This is a genomic window from Clostridium beijerinckii HUN142 (assembly GCF_000621745.1).
In the GTDB taxonomy this organism is placed as follows: domain Bacteria; phylum Bacillota; class Clostridia; order Clostridiales; family Clostridiaceae; genus Clostridium; species Clostridium beijerinckii_A.
The window spans coordinates 306,285-326,712 of the sequence record NZ_KK211336.1 but is presented as its reverse complement, the minus strand read 5'-3'; the positions used below and the strand labels follow the sequence as shown (position 1 = coordinate 326,712).

18 protein-coding genes are annotated in these 20,428 nt (G+C 30.7%); 1 reads left to right on the top strand and 17 read right to left on the bottom strand.

Translation table 11 applies throughout. The annotated features are described in order from the left end of the window. Window positions 1–59: 59 nt before the first annotated feature. The 16 genes from T483_RS0122795 to udp form a co-directional block, all read right to left on the bottom strand. A complete protein-coding gene (locus T483_RS0122795; RefSeq protein WP_026888897.1) occupies window positions 60–419 on the bottom strand; it encodes a sulfite exporter TauE/SafE family protein in 360 nt (119 codons plus the stop codon). Continuing rightward, window positions 416–1,198 (bottom strand): prolipoprotein diacylglyceryl transferase, encoded by a 783-nt coding sequence (gene lgt / locus T483_RS0122790; protein WP_026888896.1) that lies wholly within the window; start codon window positions 1,196–1,198, stop codon window positions 416–418. Before lgt ends, T483_RS0122795 begins: the two co-directional genes overlap by 4 nt. A gap of 18 nt (window positions 1,199–1,216) precedes the next feature. Then, window positions 1,217–2,350 carry an ROK family transcriptional regulator gene (locus T483_RS0122785; RefSeq protein ID WP_026888895.1) on the bottom strand — a complete coding sequence of 378 codons (1,134 nt, stop codon included), beginning with the start codon at window positions 2,348–2,350 and terminating at the stop codon, window positions 1,217–1,219. Between the two features lie 417 nt (window positions 2,351–2,767). Then, complete coding sequence (locus tag T483_RS0122780; RefSeq protein WP_026888894.1) at window positions 2,768–3,031, bottom strand: glutaredoxin; 264 nt, start codon at window positions 3,029–3,031, stop codon at window positions 2,768–2,770. An 825-nt stretch (window positions 3,032–3,856) separates the two neighbouring features. After that, the gene (locus tag T483_RS0122775; RefSeq protein WP_026888893.1) at window positions 3,857–5,107 is read right to left on the bottom strand and encodes an APC family permease; all 1,251 of its coding nucleotides are present in this window, start codon (window positions 5,105–5,107) and stop codon (window positions 3,857–3,859) included. Between the two features lie 173 nt (window positions 5,108–5,280). Beyond that, entirely contained in the window at window positions 5,281–6,990 is a 1,710-nt protein-coding gene (locus tag T483_RS0122770) for a methyl-accepting chemotaxis protein (RefSeq protein WP_026888892.1), read from the bottom strand. Between the two features lie 1,023 nt (window positions 6,991–8,013). Next, window positions 8,014–8,664: a deoxyribose-phosphate aldolase gene (gene deoC / locus T483_RS0122765; protein WP_026888891.1), complete on the bottom strand. Its 651-nt coding sequence runs from the start codon at window positions 8,662–8,664 to the stop codon at window positions 8,014–8,016. Window positions 8,665–8,761: 97 nt separating this feature from the next. Then, complete coding sequence (locus T483_RS0122760; protein ID WP_026888890.1) at window positions 8,762–9,646, bottom strand: ABC transporter permease; 885 nt, start codon at window positions 9,644–9,646, stop codon at window positions 8,762–8,764. Continuing rightward, entirely contained in the window at window positions 9,636–10,763 is a 1,128-nt protein-coding gene (locus tag T483_RS0122755) for an ABC transporter permease (protein WP_026888889.1), read from the bottom strand. The genes T483_RS0122760 and T483_RS0122755 overlap by 11 nt, the downstream gene beginning before the upstream one ends. Further along, a complete protein-coding gene (locus T483_RS0122750; protein WP_023974977.1) occupies window positions 10,738–12,288 on the bottom strand; it encodes an ABC transporter ATP-binding protein in 1,551 nt (516 codons plus the stop codon). The genes T483_RS0122755 and T483_RS0122750 overlap by 26 nt, the downstream gene beginning before the upstream one ends. A 110-nt stretch (window positions 12,289–12,398) precedes the next feature. After that, entirely contained in the window at window positions 12,399–13,451 is a 1,053-nt protein-coding gene (locus T483_RS0122745; protein WP_026888888.1) for a BMP family ABC transporter substrate-binding protein, read from the bottom strand. Window positions 13,452–13,474: 23 nt separating this feature from the next. After that, entirely contained in the window at window positions 13,475–14,188 is a 714-nt protein-coding gene (gene deoD / locus T483_RS0122740) for a purine-nucleoside phosphorylase (RefSeq protein ID WP_026888887.1), read from the bottom strand. 25 nt (window positions 14,189–14,213) lie between these two features. Beyond that, entirely contained in the window at window positions 14,214–14,897 is a 684-nt protein-coding gene (locus T483_RS0122735) for a YczE/YyaS/YitT family protein (RefSeq protein WP_026888886.1), read from the bottom strand. Between the two features lie 24 nt (window positions 14,898–14,921). Continuing rightward, window positions 14,922–16,112 (bottom strand): phosphopentomutase, encoded by a 1,191-nt coding sequence (locus tag T483_RS0122730; RefSeq protein WP_026888885.1) that lies wholly within the window; start codon window positions 16,110–16,112, stop codon window positions 14,922–14,924. A 75-nt stretch (window positions 16,113–16,187) separates the two neighbouring features. Continuing rightward, window positions 16,188–16,589 (bottom strand): cytidine deaminase, encoded by a 402-nt coding sequence (cdd, locus tag T483_RS0122725; RefSeq protein WP_012059315.1) that lies wholly within the window; start codon window positions 16,587–16,589, stop codon window positions 16,188–16,190. A gap of 33 nt (window positions 16,590–16,622) precedes the next feature. After that, window positions 16,623–17,408, bottom strand: a complete 786-nt coding sequence (udp, locus tag T483_RS0122720; RefSeq protein ID WP_026888884.1) for a uridine phosphorylase — start codon at window positions 17,406–17,408, stop codon at window positions 16,623–16,625. Between the two features lie 384 nt (window positions 17,409–17,792). Between udp and T483_RS0122715 the strand changes: the two genes are divergently transcribed. After that, entirely contained in the window at window positions 17,793–18,533 is a 741-nt protein-coding gene (locus T483_RS0122715) for a GntR family transcriptional regulator (RefSeq protein ID WP_026888883.1), read from the top strand. A 1,158-nt stretch (window positions 18,534–19,691) separates the two neighbouring features. Here the strand turns inward: T483_RS0122715 and T483_RS0122710 are convergent. After that, window positions 19,692–20,345, bottom strand: coding sequence for a TetR family transcriptional regulator (locus tag T483_RS0122710; protein WP_026888882.1), 654 nt, complete (start codon window positions 20,343–20,345; stop codon window positions 19,692–19,694). Window positions 20,346–20,428: the final 83 nt, after the last annotated feature.

The window sequence follows — 20,428 nt, the reverse complement described above, 5'->3', positions numbered from 1 at the left end:
AACTAGCAGACTTAATATAAAAATTATAAGTCTGCTAGTTTATTCACTAAAGTTTTATATTACTTGGAGAAAATCATTTTTAAAGATATTAAAATCATTAGTATACCGAAACCTTTCTTTAAAAATGATAGAGGAATTATATTTGCTATTTTAGCACCAAATACCGAGCCTACAACCAAAAACAAGCATATTAAAATACCAGCTTGCAAGTTAACTTGTCCCTTTTTATAATACTCAATAAATGCCAATACTCCAACTGGGGGCAATAATATTGCAAGTGATGTTCCTTGAGCTTTTAGCTGACTGAATCCACATAAGTATATCAAGGCTGGTACAATTATTATACCTCCACCAATACCAAATATCCCACTTAATATTCCTGCTGCTAATCCAATTATTATAAATAAAATTACATTCATTCTTTGCATGCACTTCCTTTTACAATACATTTATAATAATTTAAGACCATGAATATTATCCATACAATAATTCCACTTAGACTAATTAACTGAGCCATTCTGATATTTCCAAGCATTAAACTATCGGTTCTCATACCTTCGATTATAAATCTTCCTACAGAGTATAGACCAATATACGAGAAGAATACTACTCCATTTTTTTTACTTTTTCTAAGTACAATCATTAATATTGCAAATATAGCTAAATTCCAAGCAGATTCATATAAAAATGTAGGATTATAATATAATCCGCCTATATTCATTCCTTTTTGGATGAACATAGGAAAATGTTTAATAAATTCATAGGTAACTACATCCCCATGAGCCTCTTGATTAAAGAAATTTCCCCATCTTCCTAAAGCTTGAGCTAAAATAATTGAAGGTGCTGCAACATCTGCAAATTTAATAAAACTAAGTTTCTTAATCTTTGTATATATTAATGCTGTTCCCAATGCAAAAATAAGGCCCCCATGTATAGCTAGTCCTCCATTTCTTATGTTAAAAGCCTCAATAATATTATTTTTATAGTTATTGAATTCAAATATTACATAGTATAGTCTTGCACCTATAATACCAATTGGAATAGAGATAAGCACTATATTTAGTAAATTATCATAATCAGCTTCTCTCCATTTACAATTATATTGAGATATTATTATTCCTAACATAATACCTGTTGCAATTAATATTCCATACCATCTTATATCAAATCCTCCAATTGAAAATGCCACTGGATTCATAATATTCACTTCCTTTTCTTAATTTTGTATCTTTTTTATGACCATAACACACGCACCTACTGCTATAGATTTTTCTTGAAAATACCCACCATTACTAAACATAACAGTATTGTTTTTCAAATGACATTTTTCAAGAGCCATTTTTTTAGATGCTTCATAAAACAAATTAGAATTTTGTATTAATGGGCCACTTAATATTATTAATTCTGGATTAAATAATTTAATATAATTTGAAAGCCCAATTCCAAAGTATAAAGCTGCACTCTCTATAGCATTTATAGCTGCCTTATTATTTTTCTCAGCTAGCTTACAAACATCTTCATAATTTATTTCATCTATTTCCTTATTTAAATCTAACATATCGCATTTTTCTAATTCCTTAGCAAATCTTCTAGTTATATTAGGTATTGATACATGGCTTTCTAAACATCCACAATTACCACACGAACACAACTCTCCATTTGCATCAACAATCATATGCCCAAATGCATCTTCTAAATTATTGATTGTACGAATTAAGACACCTGAGGATATAATTCCAGTTCTTATTCCAACGCCACAATTTACGTATGCAATATTATTTTTCCCTTTTCCAATTCCAAAGTTATACTCTCCAATGACAGCTGCATTAGCTCCATTATCAATATATATAGGAGTGCCTAACTCTTTACTTAAAGTATTAGATAACGGTTCAGTATAGAACCCACCAACTATTCCTATTCCGACTCCAACAATAGATGACTTTTCTATTGATAAATTTATAAGTAATCTTTTTACAGTCCCCGGTATAATTTTGCTAATATTTTCAAAATCATATTCATGGTTTATTAATTCCTCATTGACAATTTCCAATTTCAAATTTGTTATAACTATCCGTGCATATATTCTAGAAATATCAATTCCGATAATATAAAATTCACTTGAATTTATATCATATAAACTAGGCTTTCTTCCCCCTGTAGATTCTCCAATATGACTTTCTACAACTATTTTTTTATCTGTTAATATTTGAAGATCTCTATTTAAAGTTGTTAATTTTATTTTAGTTATATCACTCAATTCGTTTTTAGTTAATGGACCATTTTTTTGTATAATGCTGAATATGTGCTTGCATCTATCATTTAATGATTCCAAAACTTTGTACGCTTCCAACTACTTCACTTCCTTATATAAATATTTACTTTGATAAAGGTAACCTATGACCCTTTATTTGCTTTTAATAGTTGGTCTTCCTATATCAAGGATATCACCTTTTAACCATTTTGGAAATAAGTTTTTTTATTCTCTAGGAAATTATATTGATGGACAATCCTCGGACATTGTGTCCTTGATAGTAAATTACGAGAAAGCTAATTCATAAGATTGTCTTTTAAAAAGGCTTTAAGTACAGTATAGAAAAAGCCATTAACACATTTTTTTGAAATTTATGTGTCTATGGCTTTTTCTTCATTTCATAACTATCTATTATCATTAATCCTACTATTAGTATTACAATCCTATTTAATTATACTTCTAGCTATATACAACTAATTTAAACACACTAAACTTAAATTTGCTATGTAATCTTCTTTATCTATTTTTCATATATTCTTCTATTGCATAATTTTTATCAAGTGTTATAACTCCATTATCTAAAACAAAGCATGGAATCCCTATCCTTTTTTCATCTTTAACATCATCAAATAGTGAATTCTCATCGCGAATTGCAACAAATTCCTTTAAAGCTTTTATATCCTCGCAAAAATCTCTGTAATCAAAGCTAATATTTTTTTCTCTCAATTCCTCTATAGCCTTTAATGTAGATGGACACACATTACTTCCATAAATCTTCATAATAAAACATCCTTTCATTTGTATCTTTTGCTTTCTTAAAAATATTTTTACTGTGGTTCATGATTCTTCATATAGATATTCAGCTATAAAACTAAATTTATGTGGTAACTTACCGAAATCATAAATATTTTGTTCCGAAAATCTATGAAAATATCGCTGAAGGTTCTAAGCAGCAGGTTGTATCCACTTTAGCATGCTCCCACTTCAGTGTGACAAGCTAAAATGGAACAACCTACAGCTAAGAACCTTTAACAGCTCATTTTCAAATGTTTTCTACACAAATATATTTATGATTTCTAGTGAAGATACGAACTTAAAGTATTAGCAACTTTGTAAATATGTTCATCTAATAAGAAGAATCTAATCCCCATACTTCAATAATTATTTTTTTCAAAATAATTATATTTATACTTTTTGATACCATAAATCAAATTTGAAATATTAAAATAATGTACATATAGATACAATTGCAAGATAGATTTATACTATGAAATATATCCAAACTAGAAATAAGAATTATGTTTTTGTAACCACAAGGGTCATAATATGAAATGTTTCATTAGAAATTTGATGGTTCTGATTCTTAGATTAAAAGTTGTTCCAAGTATGCTAGTTCAAAAAGTGAGAATCGAAAAGTGATGCTCCAAATTTTACATTTGGTAAGCAGAACTTTCTCTGTGAGCGCTCGACTTTGAGGTTAGCATCTTGGGTGCAACTTGTAATCTTAGAATCATCCATCATAATTTCTTAGAAACTGGAACAACAGCATGATCCTTATTTCGGCTAGCTATATGATAAACATGTAATATACCTTTCTTTAAAAATCTATTTTTTTAATTTCTGCTGAAATTGTGGCATGCTCTTATACATGCTCATTAGACTCACTACAACCAATAGTATCCATCCTAATAATGATGAAAATGCTAGTAATATAACTAATATTATGATCAACAATATTATTGATATTTTTAAAATGATGCCATCTATACATTTGAGACTAGCAATAAGTCCAAGAAGTGCGTTGCATATAAAGAAAGTATTTGCAATTCCTACTGTCCATTCTACAGTAATATAATTGTAGTGAATAAGAACAATAAGTATATAATGAAATATAGTTAATACTAATAAAGCCCTTTTAGGAGATTTTTCTTCTTCTTTCTTTCTTAAAAAAGCAGGAAGCATACCATTTTCTGCTCTGGCAGCCATTTGTCTTGTAACAGCACCTAATATCATGATCAATGTGGCATAACACAATCCTGCTGCTACAATCCCCATAACAATATAAGATAAGTTACCGAATAACGGAACAAGAATTAAACTCACATTGATATCTGTTTCTTTTGTAATAATTTGATTTCCTACACTATTTTGCAAAGCAAAAGTAGTCAATAAATATATAAAAATAACAGCTGATAAACTTATTTTCATAGCACGCATAAGCGTTTTCTCTGGATTCATGACCTCTTCAACGTAACTTCCAATTACCTCCCACCCTATAATTGCCCAAAATAATAGCAAAAGCGTAGAACCAAGAGTTGTAATTGGTGGCATACCACTTGGAAAAGTCACATTATCTTGCTTTAACAGATTAAAAACACTGCCTATAATAAGAATAAGTCCAGTAAGTGAAGAAAGTACTAAAGTAACCTTTCCCATTGCAGTTATTCCCATTAGAAGCACAACTACATTGAGAAATAATAATATAAAAATGACAAGGGTTCTATAATTATTTGCTCCCGGAAACATGTTACAAATAAATCCAGAAGCCGTATATAAAACAGCTACAGGTCCAAAGCAGACAGCTGCTGTCAAATAATTTGAAGATAATTCCCGAAAATTTTGTCCAAGTTTCTCACCTATTACCACATTCACCCCTTCATTACTCAAAGTTAATATACTCATCTTTGTAAATATGTAAGCAAATATGATACCCATAAGCATTGTTATTATCCATGCAATAATGGCTTTATCTCCAATCATATGAATTGCAATAGGTGGTAAGAGTACTATACCTGAACCTAAAATTGGACCTATCATTAGTCCACTTATAGAAATAGTATTTAGTTTTTTATTCATTTTTCCCCTCCTTGGTGTTGATTATTTTATTATAAGAGGGCTTAGTCTATTTGTAAAATTGAAATTTTAAATGCAGCATATCAATAATTTTGATGATTAAAAGTTTTATATTTAATAAAACAATCCAAGTGATCTTAGTTATGCCTAAGATTCACTTGGATTGTTAAACCTATCTATATTTTAAAATTTAAAACCGATTCAGTTAATTTTTCTGCTGTTTCTGCTTGATGCTGAGCTACTCTAGCAACTTGTTCTATTGCTTTATTAGTTTCATCTATGCCTGCTTTAATTTCCTCCGAACTATTTTTAGTATCTTTCATATTTTCCGCAATAGTTTGTACAACTGCAGAAATCTCTTCTGTAGATGCATTTAGCTCCTGTGACATTGATGCAATATTTTGTGATAAATCACTAATATATGCAGCATCATTTTCGTATTTATTCCCTGTCTCAATCAATAAATCATAATCATTTTTAACATTCTCATTAACAAAATTCAGCACATCCTTTGAATTGCCTGATAAATTATTAAAGGCAGCCTGAACATTTGAAACTACATTTTGGATATTTTTAACATAATCTGCTGACTGCTCAGCAAGTATCCTTACTTCATTTGCAACTACTGCAAATCCTTTTCCTTGCTCTCCAGCCCTTGCAGCTTCAATATTCGCATTCAAAGCTAGCAAATTTGTCTGTTCTGCTATTGATGCAATTGATTGTGCAATTATACCTATTTCACTAACTACTTTTCCTTGCTCTATTGCATTAAGTATATTATTTTGCTTTTCTTCATACAATTCATCTGTAGCTTTCATAGAATTAATTCCAGTTTCCTTTACTTCAGTAGCTCTTTCTTTAATTTCGATAGACTGATGACTACTTTCAGTTGAATTCGAAGCCAGCTGAGTTATTCCAGAATTAACCTCTTCCATTGTGGAAGATAACTCTTCTGTAATCGAATTTATACCTTGTATGTTTTCAACTATTCCAGATGTATTCTTATCTATACTTTCAAAATTACTTGATAATTCTTCTAACGTAGCAGATAATTCTTCACTAGATGCTGTTACTCCTTGCGCCTGAATCACAATATTTTCAATCACTGATTTAATTTTTTCTTTTGCATTATTTAATGCCCTAATTAATAATCCTAATTCATCATTGTTTTTACTTTCTATTGAATATGTTAAATCTCCGTTTCCTAAAGCTTCTGCAAATAATAAACCCTTTTTAATCATCATCGATATATATATTGATAATCCTGTCCCTATAGCAATCGCCAAAATAATCCCTACTATTAGAATTGCATGCATTCTATGAGTTGTTATGCGATAGTTTTCTTTTGCACTGCTATAAGCTTCATCTGCTTGTTTTTGGTTTATTTCAACCAAGTTATCAAGATGTTTTGATATAATTTCTGTGGTTTGATTAATTTCAGATAATTTAATTTTTGCTTCTGAATAATTCCCATTTTTAAGTAACTCAAAAAGATTGTCTTTTTCAGTTGCAAACTTATCTCCTAAAATAGAATTAAGATCATCAAACTCTTTCTTCTCATCATTTGACATGCTGCTATTACCAAAAGCTTCAACTACAGCTGAATTTTTAGTTTTGATTTGATCAAGTTGTTGTAGCGCTGTTTGTACCTTGGAATTATCCTGTTCTAGAACTACATCATTAACGATTTTAATTTCAATTAAAAAGTTCTCTTTAACCGAATGTATTTCATCAATACTTTTTAAATCATCAGAATATATTTGTTCTATACTGCTCTCAGTATTTGATAGACCAAACTTTCCGAAGAAACCAGTTATTCCAATTAGTATAACCATACTCATAAAGCCAATTAACAATTTTGTTTTTATGGATAGATTCTTTATCATCAGTATACCATCTCCCTTTTACAATAAAATTTTAAAGTTTATAATAATTTGCAGCTTATTTCAAACCTTTACTAAATTATATTTTATCAAAAATTGTTAAAATTTAATAGCATTTCGACATAATTTTTTCTAGTTATGCCATTTTTATATTTTTTTATTTATATAAATTTTATTATCATACTACTAATTTAGATTATAAATATTTAGTTTTTAACCATATATACCTATACATTTCCTTTTTATACAAAGTGTGCATCATAGAGTGTCGTTATATAATTTTTTATTTTTTTCCAATTAAATTAAATAGGCTAGTTATTCATTTGCATAACTAACCTTAAAATTTTACTCATTGTATAGAATTTATATTAATTCTCTCTCCAAATTTTGTTAGCGTGTTTTTTTATTTTGAAGGAGTGAAAGCTTCTATAACAGCAGTTTCTTTATCTTCTGTTATTACTCCTCCACATCTTTTTTAAATGCATATCTCTTGTTCGGTTTAATTATAGGAAATTATTGTTACAGTTCTGTCACAGGGATTTATCAATAATGTTACAGATTTGAGAATGTTTATCATGTTATGTAAATATTACATTCATAGCCTTCTGAACAACATTTTCTACAGTAAAACCAAATTTCTCAAAAACTTAAATTTGCTTCATTCTCTTTTTAAAAGATATCTATTTACTACACCTTTTTATATTGTTACCTTTTTTTATTGGTTCATTTTTAAATTGTTTTATGTTTTCATTTATAAATTCTTATATTGTTAAATTCTTATATTCCTATATTCTTTTATTCTTAACTTCGTATATTCTTAAGAATATAAATTTTACCTGAACCTATGATGTTAGTATAGTTTTATAGGCACATTCTTTTAATTAGATTATTCTCCTTACTAAATCTTTTTTCATTTGCAGAGTAATATAAATAATAGAACCATGAATTATTTTTTGTCTCATGGTTCTATCCAGCTATTTATCACAATTTATCATTTTATCATTTATTTATCTTACAGCCTAAAAATTATTTGCTCTCATTAACAATGGCAATACTGTTACTTGATCCTATTCTGCTTGCCCCAGCATTTATCATCTCCATAGCAGCTTTAAAGTCTCTAACTCCACCTGATGCCTTTACACCTAAATCTGGTCCAACAGTCTTTCTCATTAAAGCAATATCTGCCTTAGTTGCTCCACCAGTAGAAAATCCTGTTGATGTCTTAACAAAATCAGCCTTAGCTTCTTTAGCGATCTCACAAACCTTAACTTTTTCCTCATCAGTTAATAAACATGTTTCAATAATAACTTTAACTAACGCTTTTCCTTTAGCTGCATTTACTACAGCTTCTATATCTTCTTTTACAAAGTTATAATCCTTAGACTTTAGTGCCCCTACATTTATTACCATATCTATTTCACTCGCACCATTTTCAATAGCTTGAGATGTTTCAAATGCTTTTGCTTCCTTTGTCATAGCTCCAAGTGGAAATCCTACTACCACACAAGTTTTTACTTCACTTCCTGCAAGTTCACTACTTACTAATTTTGAATAACATCCATTTACACAAACTGAAGCAAAATTGTATTCTTTAGCTTCTCTGCATAATCTTTTTACATCCTCTACTGTTGCTTCTGGTTTTAATATTGTATGATCTATATATTTAGCACTATTCATATTTCATTACTCCTTAAATTCATTTTATAACTATATATTTTACAATTCACAATGCACATTTCACAATTATGACTAAAATTCTTTCAATGTTTTTAGATTAACGAGTACCTTTTTCGTAAGGAACTCCATCAGCTTTTGGTGCAACTGATTTTCCAACAAAAAGAATCAATACTACAATTGTTAGAATGTATGGCAGCATTGCAAGTATTTGTGAAGGAATAGCAAAACTTCCACCGCCTAATACAACTGTTAATGCTTGAGCAAATCCAAATAATAAGCAAGCTCCATATGCACCATGTGGAGTCCATTTACCAAAAATAACTGCTGCTAATGCAATAAAGCCTTGACCGCTGATTGCTGTTGGAGTGAATTGCGCTATTATTGCAAGTGTCATAGATGCTCCACCAAATCCTGCTAGTATTCCAGAAATTAGAACACATACATAACGAGTTCTAGTTACACTTATTCCAAGAGTATCTGCCGCTGCTGGATGCTCTCCTACAGCACGAATACGTAGTCCCCATTTAGTTTTATATAAAATAAACCAAATAACTACTGTAATTAAAATCGCTATAAAAACTGTAATATCTACGCCAAATATCTTAGGTAATTTAGTAGCTACTGGTTTAGTCATAGTAGCTCCTTCAAATAATAACCTACATGTAAATAATGAGAAACCTGCACCCAATAAATTTATAGCAATACCTGATATTGTCTGATCCGCATTGAATGTTATAGATGCAACTGCATGTAATAAAGCCATTATTCCGCCTGCAATTCCTGCAGCTAAAAATCCAAGCCATGCATTTCCAGAATAATATCCTACTGCCGCACCAGTAAAGGCACCTATAGTCATCATACCTTCAATCCCGATATTTACAACTCCAGAACGTTCAGAAACCACTCCACCTAATGCTCCAAATATTAACGGTGCTGAATACATTAGTGTAATACCTATTAATAGTGCAATACTATTTAACATTCTTTTCACCTCTCTTTAAAAGTCTGTCAGCTAAAGCAGGTACAATCTTGGTTAATGCTACGAAAAATACAATAGTACCTATCATTATATTTATTATTTCCGATGGTGCACCTATAGCAGATTGTACAGATTGACCTCCATATAGTAATCCACCATATAATAATCCTCCAAAGATACAACCAATAGGTGAACTTCCTGCAATTAATGCAACTGATAATCCGTTAAATCCGTTATTCTCAAAAGCAGCCATAGTTGATAACTTATGAGGTGCTGTGCCTGTAATAGCCAGTGCTCCAGCAAGACCTGATAATGCACCTGCAATTACCATTGATTGAATTATATTACGATTAACATTTATTCCAGCAAATTCTGCTGCATCTTTATTTAATCCAACTGCACGTAATTCATATCCTTTTGCTGATTTATATAACAAAATTGATATAACTACAGCCATTATAATAGCAACAATAATTCCAATATTAACATCTGTTTTTAGCAAAACTTCTGATAACCATTTGTGATGAGAAAGAAATTCCATTCCAGCATCAGAAGTCTTCCAATTGCCAAGTATAGTAGTAAATCCAGATTCATTAATCATATAAGTACTTGTTGAATCTGGCTGGTGAAATACATCTGTTGATACAACGAAATTAGATAAATATAATGCAATCCAATTTAGCATTATACTGGTTATAACTTCGTGTATTCCGAATTTCGCCTTAAGAATTCCGACAATTCCACCAAACACTGCTCCAGCAGCTACACCAGCTAAAATTACTAAAGGAATTTCTAATACTGCTGGTAAATTTAATTTAATTCCAACTATAGTTGATGCAATTGTACCTACTATATATTGACCTTCTGCTCCAATATTAAATAAACCTGTTTTAAAAGCAAATGCTACACTTAACCCAGTTAAAATAATAGGAGTGGCCTTAATAATTGTATTAGATATATATTTAGGTTTTGAAAAAATACCTCCAAAAAGTGCACTAAAAGCATCTATAGGATTATAGCCAGCAACACCTAGTACTATTGATGCAACAATAAATCCACAGAATATTGCAATGAATGTTGAAGTAACTGGTTTTTTAAGAATTTTTACTACTATCTTCACTATGTTTACCTCCCGCCATTAGCAAGCCTATTGTATTTTCATCAACTTCACCTTGTTTAAAAGTACCTACAATAGTTCCTTCCGAAATTACAGCTATAGTATCAGAAACATTCATAACTTCATCAAGTTCTAATGAAATTAAAAGAACAGCTTTTCCTTTATCCCTTTCTCTTATTAATGTTTTATGAACATATTCAATTGCTCCTACATCAAGTCCACGAGTTGGCTGCACTGCAATTAATAAGTCTGGATCATTATATACTTCTCTTGCAATTATAACTTTCTGCTGATTTCCTCCTGATAGCCCTCTGATAGGTGATGATTCACAGTTATCAGGCCTTATATCATACTGATTTATAAGCTCCTTAGTATGAGCCATAATTTTATCTTTAACCAATAATCCATTCTTACAATATGGATCACTTTTATATTTTTCTATTACCATATTTTCAGCAACACTAAAATCTAATACAAGCCCACGTTTTTGCCTGTCTTCATGTATTGTTGAAACTTTATTTTTGATAACGTTTTCCACTGTAGTATTTTGTATCTCTACTCCATTTATTTTAATGGTACCTTTTTCGGATTTAGCAAGACAAGTTATAGCTTCAATTAATTCTTTTTGTCCATTGCCATCAATTCCTGCAATACCAACGATTTCACCTTTACGTACTTTAAGTGATAAATCTTTAACTGCATCTAATTTTCTTTCATCTTTTACAGTTAAATTATCTATTTCAAAAACAACCTCATCTGGTTTTGCAGCTTCTTTGTCAACGATTAACTTGACTGCATGACCTACCATCATTGTTGCAAGATCTTCTCTTGTTACTTCCTTAACATTTACTGTATCTATATATTTTCCTCTACGTATTATTGTACAAACATCAGAAGACTCCTTTATTTCTTTTAATTTGTGTGTAATTATAATTATTGTTTTTCCATCAGCAATAAGGTTATGCATGATGCCTATTAAATCTTGAATTTCTTGTGGAGTAAGAACCGCTGTCGGCTCGTCCAATATTAATAAATCAGCTCCACGATATAAAGCTTTTAATATCTCAATACGCTGCTGCATACCTACTGAAATATCTTCAATTTTTGCATCTGGATCTACATCTAATCCATACTTTTTAACAATGTTTAATATTTCTTCTCGGGCTTTTTTCATGTCTAATATTCCACATTTTTTTGTAATTTCACTACCTAACACTATATTTTGTGTTACTGTAAAATTTTCAACTAACATAAAGTGTTGATGAACCATTCCTATTCCATTTTCAATAGCTATATTAGGATTTTTAATATTTATCTTTTCACCATTAAGATATATTTCACCTTGATCAGCTTGATACAATCCATAAAGGATATTCATAAGTGTACTTTTGCCTGCACCATTTTCTCCTAGTAGTGCATGAATTGTACCTTTTTTAATATCAAGGTTGATATTATCTAAAGCACAGAACGAGCCAAACGTTTTTGTAATCCCACGCATTTGTACTGCATATTGTTTGCTAATTTCCATACCTAATCCTCCTCTATTATATAAGGCTTTGCCGGCAAACCGTTAAGTTACCAGCAAAGCCTACCTCCACTACTGTCTTAATAGTTATTATCTACTTTAAGTTTAAATTATTATTTTTTTAAAAAGTCATTGTAAGTTTGTTCATTGTAAGGTGGAACTATTGTACCAGCTTTAATCTTGTCTTGAACTTCCATAGTTGCTTTATATACTGCTGAATCCATATTTTTGTTTTCAGTTGGAATTCCTACAGCATTTTCTTTTAATCCATAAGTATAAGTTTTACCACCAATTTTGTTTCCACTCATAGCTTCTTTAGAAACATTTTCAACCGCAACACTTGCAAGTTTTAATGCTGATGTTAATACATTATCAGGAGCTAAATATGCTTGATCACGGTCAACACCTATTGCAAATTTATTTGCTTCTTTAGCTGCTTCAATTACACCTACACCAACTCCACCTGCTGCATGGAATACGATATCGCATCCAGAAGAGAACATCTTGTTTGCAATTGCTTTACCCTTTGATGCGTCAGAGAAACTTTCAGCATATTGAACATCTACAGTAATATCTTTACCTAATTCTTTTGCTGCATATTGAACACCAGCTTGGTATCCATATTGGAATTGATCTATAATTCCACTTTTTATACCACCAACAAACCCAACTTTACCTGTTTTTGTTGTTTTAGCAGCTGCATAACCTACCATAAATGAAGGTTCTTGTGCATTAAACATAACGCCTGTAACATTAGCTGGAGTATCATCTCCATATGAATTATCAACTATAGCATAACTAACATCTGGATTTGCTTTTGCTGCCTTTGTTATTGCATCTGACATTGCAAAACCAATACCCCAAACTACTTTATTACCAGCATCAACAGCTTTATCTAGATTTGTAGCATAATCTGATTCTTGCTTAGATTCAAGATAGCTTACTTTACCTCCAGCATTATTCTTTTCAAAATTCTGCAATCCTTCCCATGAAGATTGATTGAAAGATTGGTCATTTACACCACCTGTATCAGTTACCATTGCAACTTTAAATTCCTTATTATCACCTGTAGTTCCTTTATCAGTTGTCTTGTTTCCACTTGATCCGCAACCAGCCATAGTTCCCATAATCATTGTTGTCATTAATAATGCAATTACTTTTTTCATGATACTTCCTCCTATAAACTTTATTATTTTGCTATTTCAAGAGCAATTTTCATCATTTCTGTAAAACTTAATTGTCTATCTTCTGCTGAAAGTGATTCTCCTGTTAATACTGAGTCTGAAATTGTAAGTAAACATAGCGCATTCTTTCCTGCTTCTGCAGCATTCATATAAAGTGCAGCTGCCTCCATTTCTATAGCTAAAATTCCCATGCTCTTCCACTTTTCTGTTGCTGTTTTATCAGCGCTATAGAAAGTGTCAGAAGATAATATGTTTCCTACAACAACATTTATATTGTTTTCTTTTGCTGCTTCAACTGCACTGCTAACTAAATCAAAACTTGCAATAGGCGCAAAAGTTCCTGGCAGACTATATTGGTGTGCGTAATTAGAATTAGTAGATGCACCTAAACCGATTACAACATCACGTAAGTGCAATTTCTCAGATATACTTCCTGCTGTTCCAATTCTAATAATATTATCTACACCATAGAAATTAAATAATTCATAGCTATAAATACCTATAGATGGCATTCCCATGCCGCCTCCCATAACTGAGACACGTTTTCCTTTATAAGTTCCAGTATATCCAAGCATATTTCTTACTGTATTAAATTGAGTAACATCTTCAAGAAAATTTTCTGCAATAAATTTAGCTCTTAAAGGGTCTCCTGGCATTAATACTGTTTTTGCTATTTCTCCTAGCTTTGCCCCATTATGGGGAGTTGGTACATTTGTCATATTTCTGTCCTCCAAAATCTTGTTTTTAATATTGTAAAATGTTCTTTTCACCTATTTTAATCTTCATTAGAACTGACTTTTTAAATAGCTCTGATGTAAATTGTATACAAGGCCCTCCTATTAGGGCTGCAATAACCGTTACAGCCCCTGCTTTTCCTCCTAGTATAAAACCAATTATAAGCGATGTAACATCACAAATTATCTTTGCCGTTCTATATTGAGATTTCATTTTGTCTTTTAATATCATAGCTAAACTTGTAAAAGGATCTAATCCAATATTTATTGCTATAAAGATTCCTAATCCTGTAAACAGCATTAAGGATCCACATACAGAACTTAATATTCTCCACTCTAAAACATTAGGCAAATTCATATATTCATAAAACTTTGAACCTATTCCAACGAAGGTTCCCATTGGAATAGTATATATAAATGTTCCTATATTTATATACTTTCTGTTAATTAATAACGATAATATTATTATTGCGTAATTTACCACATTTGTTGTCATTCCAAGTTCACTTTGTGGAAGGCCACTTACACTACGAACTCCATCATATAGAATTGCAACTGCATCATTTCCAAGCATTGCAGCTGAATTAAATGCAATTCCAAATCCAACAAGGGAAACTCCAACTAACGCTATTAAAATATTTATAAGAAGAACTTTAAGTGATTTTTCCTTTAGCGTATTAACTGTACTCATCATTAGTTAAATATCCTTCCTGTAATACTATACTAACTTGCTTAGTACTGATTCACCAATTGTATTCTCAGGCATCTTTACTCCAAAGTTTTCTGCTATTGTAGCACCAATTGCTGCAAAACTATCGCTTGTTTCCATTAATCCACTTTCAGTCATAGATGGAGAATAAGCTAAGAAAGGAACATGTTCACGTGTATGATCTGATCCTTTATAAGTTGGATCATTACCATGGTCTGCTGTAATTATTAATAAATCATCTTCTTTTAATTTATCTAATACTTTTCCTAAATTAACATCAAACTTTTCTAATTCTTCAGCATAACCAACTGGATTTCTTCTGTGTCCCCATAAAGCATCAAAGTCTACTAAGTTAACAAAGCACGATCCTTTAAATTCTTTATCCATTATTTCTAAAGTTTGTTCCATTCCATGAACAGAACTTTTTGATTTATTTGATTCTGTTATACCTTCACCATCAAATATATCATTTATTTTTCCAACAGATATTGAAGCAAATCCATTATCTTTTAATACATTTAATGCAGTAGCTCCATATGGTTTTAAAGCATAATCATGTCTATTACTTGTACGTTTGAATTCACCTTTTTTCATTCCTAAATATGGTCTTGCAATAACTCTTCCAACTTTCCATTCATCTTTAAGAGTTAATTCTCTTGCAATTTCACAGCAACGATAAAGTTCATCTAAACCAAAAGTTTCTTCATGACCACATATTTGTAAAACAGAATCAGCTGAAGTATAAACGATCATATCTCCTGTTTTTATTTGATGTTCGCCAAGTTCATCTAATATTTCTGTTCCACTGGCACTTTTATTTCCAACTATTTTATGACCTGTTCTTTTTTCAAGTTCATCTAATAGCTCTTGTGGAAAACCTGTATCAGTAAATGTTTGGAATGGTGTCTCTATTTTTAACCCCATCATTTCCCAGTGACCAGTCATTGTATCTTTTCCAACACTTGCTTCCTTCATTTTCATAAAATGAGCTAAAGGTTTTTCAACTGCTTCAACATGTTTGATTGGATGTAAATTAGCTAATCCTAATCTTTGTAAGTTTGGAATTTTAAATTCATCTACTGACTCTGATATATGCTTAAGTGTATCTACATTAACATCACCATACTCTTTTGAATCATTCATTTCTCCAATTCCAAGTGAATCTATTACTATTGTGAAAATTCTATTATATTTCTTCATAACTCCATCCTTTCAAAACCAATTAAGTTTATATTTCATTTTATATTTAATACTTATTCCAAAATTAAATTTTTATTATTTTAGATCTTCTTCTGTAAATGACATTGGTAATAATTCTTCGATATCTGTAATTTTTTCAGTTTTTTTATTAGACAAAACTATTGGAGTATGTTTTTCTAATAATTCCACTAAAACTTGCCTGCATGCACCACAAGGAGTTGCTAGCGTATTTCCATCACTTACAATGGCAATTGCTTTTACATCCTCTTTACGATATCCATTTGAATATGCTTGAAAGATTGCATTTCTCTCTGCACAATTTGTTAAACCATAAGATGCATTTTCAATGTTTGCTCCTATAAAATATTTATTATCTTTAGTAACAACACAAGAGCCAACCTTATAATTTGAATAAGGAGAATATGCATTTTCCATAGCTTTAAAAGCTCTTTCTAAAATATCTTCATACTCTTTCATTTCATATTCCTTTCCGAAAGATCAAACACTTTCTTACTTAGTTTCTCTCTCTTTGTCAGCTTTTATTAATTTTCTAATTCCCTCAATTGCAACTTCTATAGCTGTTTCTGTATCATGCACTTGTAGATTTTCAAGTCCTGCCTTTTCACGTTCTTGATTCGCAACAACTAAAAATACTGAACCTACTCTTACTTTTAAATAGCTTCCTACTACAAATAAAGCTGCTGATTCCATTTCAGAAGCAAGGCATCCACATTTCATCCATGCATCCCACTTGTTTAAAAGATCATAACTTACTGGCTTAGTTTCTGGCGAATGTTGACCATAAAATGAATCTTTACATTGAACTACTCCAACATGATAATTTTTATTTAAATCTTTTGACGCTTGCACAAGTATGCTTGCAACATCAAAGTTTGCAATAGCTGGAAATTCGATTGGCGCATATTCTTTACTAGTACCTTCTGCTCTAATTGCACCAGTAGCAATAACTACATCGCCACCTTTAACATTTATGTCCATTCCGCCACATGTACCAACTCTTACGAAAGTATCCGCCCCGCAATTTACTAATTCTTCTAATGCTATAGCAGCTGATGGTCCGCCAATTCCTGTTGAAGTAACACTTACTTTTACACCATCTAAAAATCCAGTGTAAGTAACATACTCTCTATTATCAGCAATTAATTTTGGATCATCAAAGTATGCAGCAATCTTTTTACATCTCTTTGGATCCCCTGGTAATATTACGTATTTACCTACATCTCCTTCTCTCACATCTATATGATATTGTTTCCCAGAACCTTGTGAATAATTCATTATAATACCTCCATTTATTTCACGATTCGCTTTTAGAATACGGTTTCAACATTACGTTAAAAAATGTTGGACATCCTTAATACTTGTCTATTAAGTTGTATTATTGTTTGTACTCAAAGAATAGCATGTCTGTTATTTCATGTCAAGCATTTTATTCATGGTAAATTCCGAAAATTCATTCAATTTTAAAACTATAGCAAAAGCCTGTTAGTACAAGCCTTTAGAAGGACATGCTACTCGCAAAATAACTCTAATAATTTAATTGCCAATATTGTTTAATTGACGTTATAATTAAGTATAAAACAAATATTTCAGTTGAAAATTTGTAATTCAATATGTATACTTGTCTAGACAGGGTTATATCTGTAGAAAGGTGATATTTTTATGAATGATGAATTTGATATAGTTGAAAAGCCAAAAGAATTAAGATATGTAAGTGTATATAATCAACTTTTTAAAATGATAAATGAAGGTACTTTTCCAGAAGGAAGTAGATTACCCTCTGAACCTGAACTATCTAAATTAATTGGTGTTAGTAGAACTACGCTAAGACAGGCACTTGCACTACTACAAGATGATGGATTAGTAAATAATATAAGAGGTAAGGGAAATTTTATAGTAAAATCTAAACCTAAAAAAGATCTTGGTTTAGAAACAATGGGACACCCCGTATACAAGTGCATAAATGATGTCATTGATGAAGTTAAAATTCAATTAAGAATAGAGCCATCTACTGACTATTTTAATCAAATTCTTGTAAAGAAAACTGCTGCTGTGGTATTAATAGATAGATGGTATAAATCTGAAGGTCAAGCTATAGCTTATACGTTTACTTTATTGCCAATTGAAACTATTTCAAAATTTAATCTTGATTTAAACAATGAGGATATGATTTTAGAATTTCTAGAAAAGGATATTTACGAAATATCTAGTGATATACTAGTTGAAATAAAGTATTCAACTTCTGGAAACTTTGCTGCTAAAACGTATCCAATTTCGCCAGAAAATCAATTTCATCTTATACAGGAAACTCTTTATAAAGATTCAGAATTTCCTATTGCTTCAAATAAGCATTATTTACCGATAAAAACAAGTTCGATTAAGTTTCATCCTAAAAAACAATAGGTTAATTATAGATACCCAAAATTTATGTAGTAACTTACCGAAATCATAAATATTTTGATTCCGAAAAACTATGAAAATATCGCTGAAGGTTCTAAGCGGCAGGTTGTATCCACTTTAGCATGCTCCAACTTTCCTAGTGAAGCTCGACTCATTACATTCGCTGAGGAAGTTCGAGAACCCAAAATAAAATTTTGGACTCTCACTTCACAAGCTAAAATGGAACAACCTACAGCTAAGAACCTTTAACAGCTCATTTTCAAATGTTTTCTCCACAAATATATTTATGATTTCTAGTGAAGATATAAACTTAAATTTTTATAAACTTTGTAAATGTATTCATAATGATAAGCCAATTATAAGTTAGATTTATACTATGAAATATATCCCAACTAGAAATGGGTAATATACTTTTGTAACCACAAGGGTCATAATATGGAATGTTTCATTGGTAATTTTGATGGATGTGATTCTTTGGATATAAGTTGTTCCAAATGTGCTAGTTCAAAGCTTGTCCTTTGAGAATAGCACTTTGGGTGCAACTTTATAGCCTTAAAATTACCCAGAAATCGGAACAAAAGTATGTTATTCATTTCGGCGAATTATATGCATAAGTTCACGTCTTAGTTCAATTATCTATATATGAATAATTATAAAATAGTCTTTGTTTTGTAATTATTGTATGTTCATATCACAGACCATATGCTTCAGAAATTAAAATAAGAATGATTTACTAAAATTAATAAATCATTCTAAGTTCGTGGTGAAATTTATTTAATAAGGAGAAATAATATTTCAACTACACTATATTATATATTATAGAATAAACGCTTAAATCGTGTTAAAAATCCAAAAATTTATTTATACATACCCCACCGGAAGTTATTTCTCAGGACTATGAAAATTTCGCTGAAAGTGCTAAATTACAAATAATTTAGAGATGTTATGATTAATGATTAATAATAAATTGATATTGCAACTTTGTTGGAACTTTTTATCAATACGATATTAGCTGAATAAAAATGTATCAAAAAGTATGTTAATGCAAGTATATTTACTTTAAATAGTATTAGTAATTGAAGCGCTGATCGCTTGACAAAGAGCTGATAAGTTGTGAATTAACTCACAATTTATCATCTCTTAATTTTTTTAAATTTTAAATTATATTGTTTCAATAATAGTCTTTTTTGACATAACTTCACTGCCACCAACAACGATAAGCTCGAGTCCTAGTTTAAAGGCGGTATCTTCTGTATCCCCAATTTTCATCACTTCCATAAGGTTTGGGAAATTCCCACTATTTAATATATTATCCTCGGGAGCTTTATCACTGTACTTATCCGACTGTTCCTCAATAACGTAACCAAATGTATAGCGAATAGAAGTAATCATAACACTTGTTGCTGTTTTTATATCCATTCCACTACTGCAAAGTGATACTAGTGAATATTCCATAAACTTTGCTAAGGTAACGGCAGGAAAAAGATGTGCACCAGCAACTACTCGCCCACCGTCACGATATGAAAGCATAGCTTTACGAAACAAGCAAATATTATATGTCAGCCAATCTTGCCACGTCTGCTCATCTTTCCGTGGTTCAAAATCTACAAGTTCTTTTTGCAATATGTACTCCGCCATATAATCCAAGAGCATAGCTTTATTTTTAAAGTGCCAATAAATAGCAGGAGCTTTAACATCTAATTTTTTTGCAATATCGCGTAGCGATAACTCGTTATATCCTTTTTCGTTTAGAAGTTCAAGTGCGGCTTCAATAATTTTATTTTGTTTATCGTTTATTTCCAAATTATTTTTCATATTCTCGCCTCATAAAAGTTTTCTTTTATAATAGCACAAAACCATTCACATTAACAGTGTTAAATTATTTTCTCAAAATTATT